The sequence below is a fragment of the Spirillospora sp. NPDC049652 genome, from assembly GCF_040675125.1.
Classification (GTDB): Bacteria; Actinomycetota; Actinomycetes; order Streptosporangiales; family Streptosporangiaceae; genus Spirillospora.
In genome coordinates this window covers 1-5,525 of record NZ_JBFAOF010000460.1, presented here as the reverse complement: position 1 = coordinate 5,525, position 5,525 = coordinate 1, and the positions used below count along the sequence as shown (strand labels likewise).

6 protein-coding genes are annotated in these 5,525 nt (G+C 75.3%); 3 read left to right on the top strand and 3 right to left on the bottom strand.

Annotation, left to right across the window (positions count from 1 at the left end; genetic code table 11):
* Both AB0J52_RS25175 and AB0J52_RS25170 read left to right on the top strand, forming a co-directional pair.
* A partial coding sequence (locus tag AB0J52_RS25175; protein WP_500184666.1) for an HAD hydrolase family protein occupies positions 1–231 on the top strand: 231 nt, incomplete at its 5' end.
* A gap of 16 nt (positions 232–247) precedes the next feature.
* Positions 248–973 carry an MBL fold metallo-hydrolase gene (locus AB0J52_RS25170; RefSeq protein WP_500184664.1) on the top strand — a complete coding sequence of 242 codons (726 nt, stop codon included), beginning with the start codon at positions 248–250 and terminating at the stop codon, positions 971–973.
* A 4-nt stretch (positions 974–977) separates the two neighbouring features.
* Here the strand turns inward: AB0J52_RS25170 and AB0J52_RS25165 are convergent, their stop codons facing one another.
* The 3 genes from AB0J52_RS25165 to AB0J52_RS25155 form a co-directional block, all read right to left on the bottom strand.
* The gene (locus AB0J52_RS25165) at positions 978–2,012 is read right to left on the bottom strand and encodes a LacI family DNA-binding transcriptional regulator (protein ID WP_500184663.1); all 1,035 of its coding nucleotides are present in this window, start codon (positions 2,010–2,012) and stop codon (positions 978–980) included.
* A 130-nt stretch (positions 2,013–2,142) separates the two neighbouring features.
* A complete protein-coding gene (locus AB0J52_RS25160) occupies positions 2,143–3,480 on the bottom strand; it encodes a phytase (protein ID WP_500184661.1) in 1,338 nt (445 codons plus the stop codon).
* A 172-nt stretch (positions 3,481–3,652) separates the two neighbouring features.
* Positions 3,653–4,390 (bottom strand): GntR family transcriptional regulator, encoded by a 738-nt coding sequence (locus AB0J52_RS25155; RefSeq protein WP_500184660.1) that lies wholly within the window; start codon positions 4,388–4,390, stop codon positions 3,653–3,655.
* 175 nt (positions 4,391–4,565) lie between these two features.
* On the opposite strand from AB0J52_RS25155, the gene AB0J52_RS25150 reads away from it, so the two are divergent.
* Positions 4,566–5,456, top strand: coding sequence for a sugar phosphate isomerase/epimerase family protein (locus tag AB0J52_RS25150; protein WP_500184658.1), 891 nt, complete (start codon positions 4,566–4,568; stop codon positions 5,454–5,456).
* The last annotated feature ends 69 nt before the right edge of the window (positions 5,457–5,525 follow it).

Below are 5,525 nucleotides of genomic sequence, written 5' to 3'. Positions count from 1 at the left end.
GGCGCGACCAAGGGCGCCGCGCTGCGCGAGCTGGCCGCCGCGCGGGGGGTGCCGCTCGCCGAGGTCGCGGCGATCGGCGACAACCCGAACGACATCGACATGATCCGCGCGGCGGGGACGGGTGTGGCGGTCGGCGACGGCCATCCCGATGTGCTCGCGGCGGCCGACGTGGTCGTCGCGGCGTGCGCCGTCGGAGCGGTCGCCGACCTGGTCGACCGCGTCCTGGCGTGACCGTCCGGACGCCGCGGTGATCCTCACCGTCGTGGGGTGCGCCGGCACCGTGCCCGGCCCGGACGCCGCGTGCTCCTGCTACCTGCTGGAGCACGCGGGCGTCCGGATCCTGCTCGATCTCGGGACCGGCGCGCTCGGTCCGCTCCAACGGTGGGCCGACCCGTGCGCCGTGGACGCCGTGGTGCTCAGCCATCCGCACCGCGACCACTGCGCCGACCTGGTGCCGCTGGCGTACCTGCGGGACCGCCGGGGCGCGTCCGGAACTCTCCCGGTGCTCGCCCCGGCGGGTTCCGCCGGAAGCGTCGTCGGCGACGGACGCCCCTACACCGGCGCGCTGCGATGGATCGACACACGGCCCGAGCCGTATCGGATCGGGCCGTTCACCGTCCGGACGGTGCCGGTCGTGCATTCAGTACCGGCCGTGGCCGTCCAGGTCTCCGCAGGCGGGGCGAGCCTCACCTATTCCGGCGACACCGGCGCGTGCCCTGAGCTGGACGCACTCGCCCGCGGCACCGACGTCTTGCTGTGCGAGGCGGCGGCCGCTGTGGACACGCCCGGGTCAACTCGCCATCACCTGACCCCTGCCCAGGCGGCCGAGACCGCGACCCGGGCGGGGGCCGGGCAGTTGATCCTCACCCATCTGCGGCCCTGGGCCGACCCCGTCGCCGCGCTCGCCGAGGCCCGGGCCCACTGCTCCGGCCCTGTCAGCCTGGCGGTTCCCGGCCTGCGCGTCGCCGTGTAGCGGTTCAGGCGCGTCGGACTGGGCCGGTGGACCCCCGGTCGGTGAGGACGGCCTGGACGGTCGCGCGCACCGGCCGCCGGTCGGGGTCGCCGCCGTCGAGGCGGTCCAAAAGCGCGGCCATCGCCCGGCGGCCGAGCTCGCGGGCCGGGACGGCGACCGTCGTGACGCCGACCGCGTCCGCCTCCGGAGCCTCGCCGTGCGCGAGGACGGAGACGTCCTGCGGGACGCGGCGGCCCGCGCGCAGCAGCGTGGTCAGCACGGCGGCCCCGCCTGGATCACCGAGCGCGATGGCGGCGGTCGCGGGTCCGACGCCCGAGGCGTCCGGCACGGCGAGCCCCGTGCTCGGGAGCCGGTCAGTCGCGTCGCCTGAGGTGGTGCGGGTTGCGGCGGCTCGCAGGGCGGCGAGATCCAGGACGGACGCGTCGATCCCGTGGGCCTTCAGGGCGCTGCGGTAGACGCGCCGGAGCGGGCTGGGGCGGTGGCCGGCGTCCGCGATGGCGATCCGGCGGTGGCCCAGCGCGACCAGATGCCCGACCGCCAGGCGGACCGGCCCGCCCGGTTCGGCCCGCACCGTGTCGGCACGGTCGGCTTTGGACGTCGGGAGGACCGCGACGATCGGGCAGCTCGCGGTCGCGCGGTCGAGATCGGCGGACGTCAGCCGCGCGCCGACGAGCACCAGGCCGTCCGGGCGCAGGTCGAGCAGCTCGTCCAGGGCCGTGCGCGCGGCGGCCGCCTCGCCGCGCCCGGTCGCCAGCAGGAACCGCAGCTCGCGGCCCCCCGCCGCCTCGGCGAGCCCCTCGTGCACACCGGCGGCGAGCGGGTCCCCGAGGTCGTCGAGCAGGACGCCGACGATGCCGGTCCGGCCGGCGGCCAGGCCCCGGGCCATCGCGTTCGGCCGGTAGCCTAGCTCGCTCGCCGCGGCCAGGACCGCCTCGCGGCGGGTCGCGCCGACCTTGGGCGAGCCGCGCATCACCAGGGACACGAGGGCGCGGGACACCCCGGCGCGGGCGGCGACGTCCTCCAGCGTGGGGTACGGCATGCGGGCAGCGGCTCCTCGGCTCGGGCGGACGGTCCGGTGGCCCGGACCGTCCGGTGGCCACGAAGAGGACGGTGGCCGCGGCGGGTCCGGTGGCCAGGACGGTACCCGGCCGGGCCACCGGACCGCGAGGTCAGTCGCGCGGGTCCCAGTCGCCGGGGGCGACGTCCAGGTCCAGCGGCTCGGCGACCTCGCGCCAGTCGACGAACTTGAAATTGGTGTTGGTGCGGACCTCGCCGTCCGACCCGGTCTCGTCCGGCGCGTTGAAGCCGTCCTGGACGACCAGCAGACCGTGCTTGAAGTCGCCGACCGGGGCGCTGGTGACCATCGCCCCGTCGCACTCCTCCGACCCGTCCGCGCTCGTGCCGGGCGCGATCCGGAACCGGCCGAGGTAGTCGTTGTCGTCCTCGCGGTCGTAGGCGACGAAGGTGTTGTCGCCCTGGCTGGACGCGAGCAGGTAGCCCTCGCCGTCGTCCTTGGCGTAGATCGTGAGGCCCTCGGCGTCGGCGGTGAGGTGCGTGCCGCCGTAGCCCGGGTCGGCGCCGGTGACGTGGCACTCCTCGGTCAGCGGATCGTAGGTGGCCGGAACGCCGTACTCCTTCACCCGGTCCACGAGCGCGGGCTTGCCGCCGCCCAGCGGGATCCGCCAGACGCCGACGTCCTCCTGCGCCGCGTACAGCACGCCGTGCTCCGGGTCGCCGACCATGCCCTCGACCTGGGGGTCCTCGCCGGGCTCCTCGCACGGCGCCCAGGTGCCGCCGTTCGGCAGCGCGAACGAGGCGGGCAGGTCGACGTTGCGCACCGGGGCGTAGCCGACCTTGCCGGCCGCCGTCGCGACCAGCCGGAACAGCCCGACCCGGGTGGTGTTGCGGCGGCTCACCGCGACGTAGGGCACGCCGTCGCCGCCCTTCCAGGCGGCCAGCCCGTACGCGGTCCGCTGCTCGTTGACCTCGGCCGCGGAGGACGAGAAGACCGGCGGGGCGGAGGGCAGGGTCACGTCGGTGAGCGGGGCCCGGTGCTCCTTGGCCGCGGCCGGGTCGATCACGTAGGTGCGGATGGTGTCGCGGCCCCGGTCGGAGACGACCGCGACGTCCACCTTCCGGCCGCCCAGCTTCCAGCCGTACACCACGTCGACGTTGTTGAACCGGCCGGCGGAGTCGCCGGCGGTCGGCGCGGCGGGGGCGGCCAAGCGCTGGATCTCGTTCCCCGCGGTGTCGTAGACGGCGAGGCCCGCCTTCTTCAGCGTGCCGATGACCAGGTCGCCGCGGCGGTCGGACGGGTGGTTCCAGATGGCCGGGTCGTCGGCGTTGGCGGAGCCGCCGGCCTTGTCGTCGAAGTTCGGCGGGGTCTCCAGCCGGGCGTGCGCGGTGGCGAGGTCGCCGGTCGTCGCCGAGGCGGGCGCGGCGAGCGCCGCGAGGGCGGCGGTGAGGGCCGCGAGCGCGATCGGGCGGCCGGTGCGTGCAGAGCGCATGGAGCGTTCCTCCGGGTGTGGGGGTGAGGGGAACGAACGCCCGTACGCTAAGCGTTAGAGCGCTCTAATTCAATAGAGCGCTCTAATTTTCATCTCGCCGCCACCCGCCGTCCGCCTGCCCGCCGGCCGCCGGTGGCCTGCGGGAGGGGTGCGCCGGGTGGCCCGGAGCGGGTCAGCGTTCGACGAGGGTGAGGGCGAAGGAGTAGCGGCTGGCGCGGTAGACGTGCGAGCCGTACTCGACGGCGCGCCCCTTGTCGTCGTAGGCGGTGCGGGTCATGGTGAGCAGCGGGACGCCGCGCCGCTCGTCCAGGGCCTGCGCCTCGGCGGCGGTCGCGCCGCGCGCGCCGATCGTCTGGTTGGCGATGCGCAGGTTGATCCCGGCGGCGCGGAGCAGTTCGTAGAGGCCGTGCTCGGCGAGGTCGGCGGCGGTCGGCTCCAGCAGCCCGCCGGGGAGGTAGTTGGTGAGCAGGGCCAGCGGCTCGGCGCCGGTGTAGCGCAGCCGCCGCAGCTTGGCCACCGGCGAGCCGGGCGGCACCCCGAGCTCCTTGGCCACCTGGTCGGGGGCCTCGGCGGTGGCGAGCTCCAGCACCTCGGTGCGGGGCTCGCCGCCCGCCGCGGCGAGGTCGTCGTACAGGCTGGTCAGCTCGACCGAGCGGCGCACCTGGGCCTGCACCACCTGGGTGCCGACCCCGCGCTTGCGGACGAGCAGGCCCTTGTCCACCAGGTGCTGGATCGCCTGCCGGACGGTCGGGCGCGACAGCCCGCACCGGTCGGCGAGCTGGACCTCGTTCTCCAGCCGTTCGCCCGGGGCCACCTTCCCGTCCCGGATGGCGGCCTCGAGCTGCTGGGCGACCTGGAAGTAGAGGGGGACGGGACTGTTGCGGTCCACGGACAGGGCGGGACGGTTCACCGATCGAGACCTCTCGGGGAGCGGGACGAGGCTCCATCGTACCGCCGCGCGGAGATTAGCTTATTACCTCATAATGTCATGACAAACTATTGACAAGTATTCGGATGATCACCGAGACTCTCGGCGAGCCGGTCTGCGGCCGGCCTGCCGAACGCCGCAGGGGAGTGGTGATCCGATGATCAGTGATCGTGTCGCGGGAGCCCCGATCTCATGGGGGGTGTGCGAGGTGCCCGGCTGGGGCCGCCGGCTCGCCCCCGGCCGGGTGCTGGCGGAGATGCGCGAGCTCGGCCTGGTGGCGACCGAGTTCGGTCCCGAGGGCTTCCTGCCGGACGACCCCGCAGACCGCACCGCGCTGCTGGCCCGGCACGGGCTGCGCCCCGTGGGCGGCTTCGTCCCGGTGGTGCTGCACGACCCCGCCCACGACCCGCTGCCGGAGGTGACCGCCGCCCTCACGGCCTTCGGCGCGGACGAAATGGAACGCTCCACATTCGGCCTGGTGCTCGTCCTCGCGGCCGCGACCGGGCTGGACGGCTACGACGAGCGCCCCCTCCTGGACGCCACCGGCTGGGTGACCCTGCTCGCCAACCTGGACCGGATCGCCGGGCACGCGGCGGACGCCGGGGTCCGCGCCGTCCTGCACCCGCACGTGGGCACGATGGTGGAACGCGCCGAGGAGGTCCGGCGGGTGCTCGACGGCGCCGCGATCGGCCTCTGCCTCGACAGCGGGCACCTGCTCCTCGGCGGCACGGACCCGGTTGAGCTCGCCGCCCGCCACGCCGGCCGGATCGCGCACGTCCACCTGAAGGACGTGGACACGGCGCTCGCCGACCGCTTCCGGTGCGGGGAGCTCACCTACACCGAGGCCGTCCGCGCCGGGCTCTACCGGCCGCTCGGCAAGGGCGACGTGGACGTCGCAGGGCTCGTCCGGTCGCTGGAGGCCGCGGGCTACGACGGCTGGTACGTCCTCGAACAGGACACGGTGCTGACCGGGGACCCCGCCCCGGGCACGGGCCCCCTCGACGACGTGCGCGCCTGCCTCGACTTCCTCGCCGGGATCGACGCGTGACCCCGTCCAGCGCCGGCGCCCGCCCCGGCGGCAGCCCGACCAACGTCGCGGTCGCCGACGCGGCGGGTG

What these genes read in the sequence shown, in the direction of transcription:
- AB0J52_RS25165 (WP_500184663.1), bottom strand. Translation starts at nt 2,012, where the DNA reads ATGCCGTACCCCACGCTGGAGGACGTCGCCGCCCGCGCCGGGGTGTCC.
- AB0J52_RS25160 (WP_500184661.1), bottom strand. Translation starts at nt 3,480, where the DNA reads ATGCGCTCTGCACGCACCGGCCGCCCGATCGCGCTCGCGGCCCTCACC.
- AB0J52_RS25150 (WP_500184658.1), top strand. Translation starts at nt 4,566, where the DNA reads ATGATCAGTGATCGTGTCGCGGGAGCCCCGATCTCATGGGGGGTGTGC.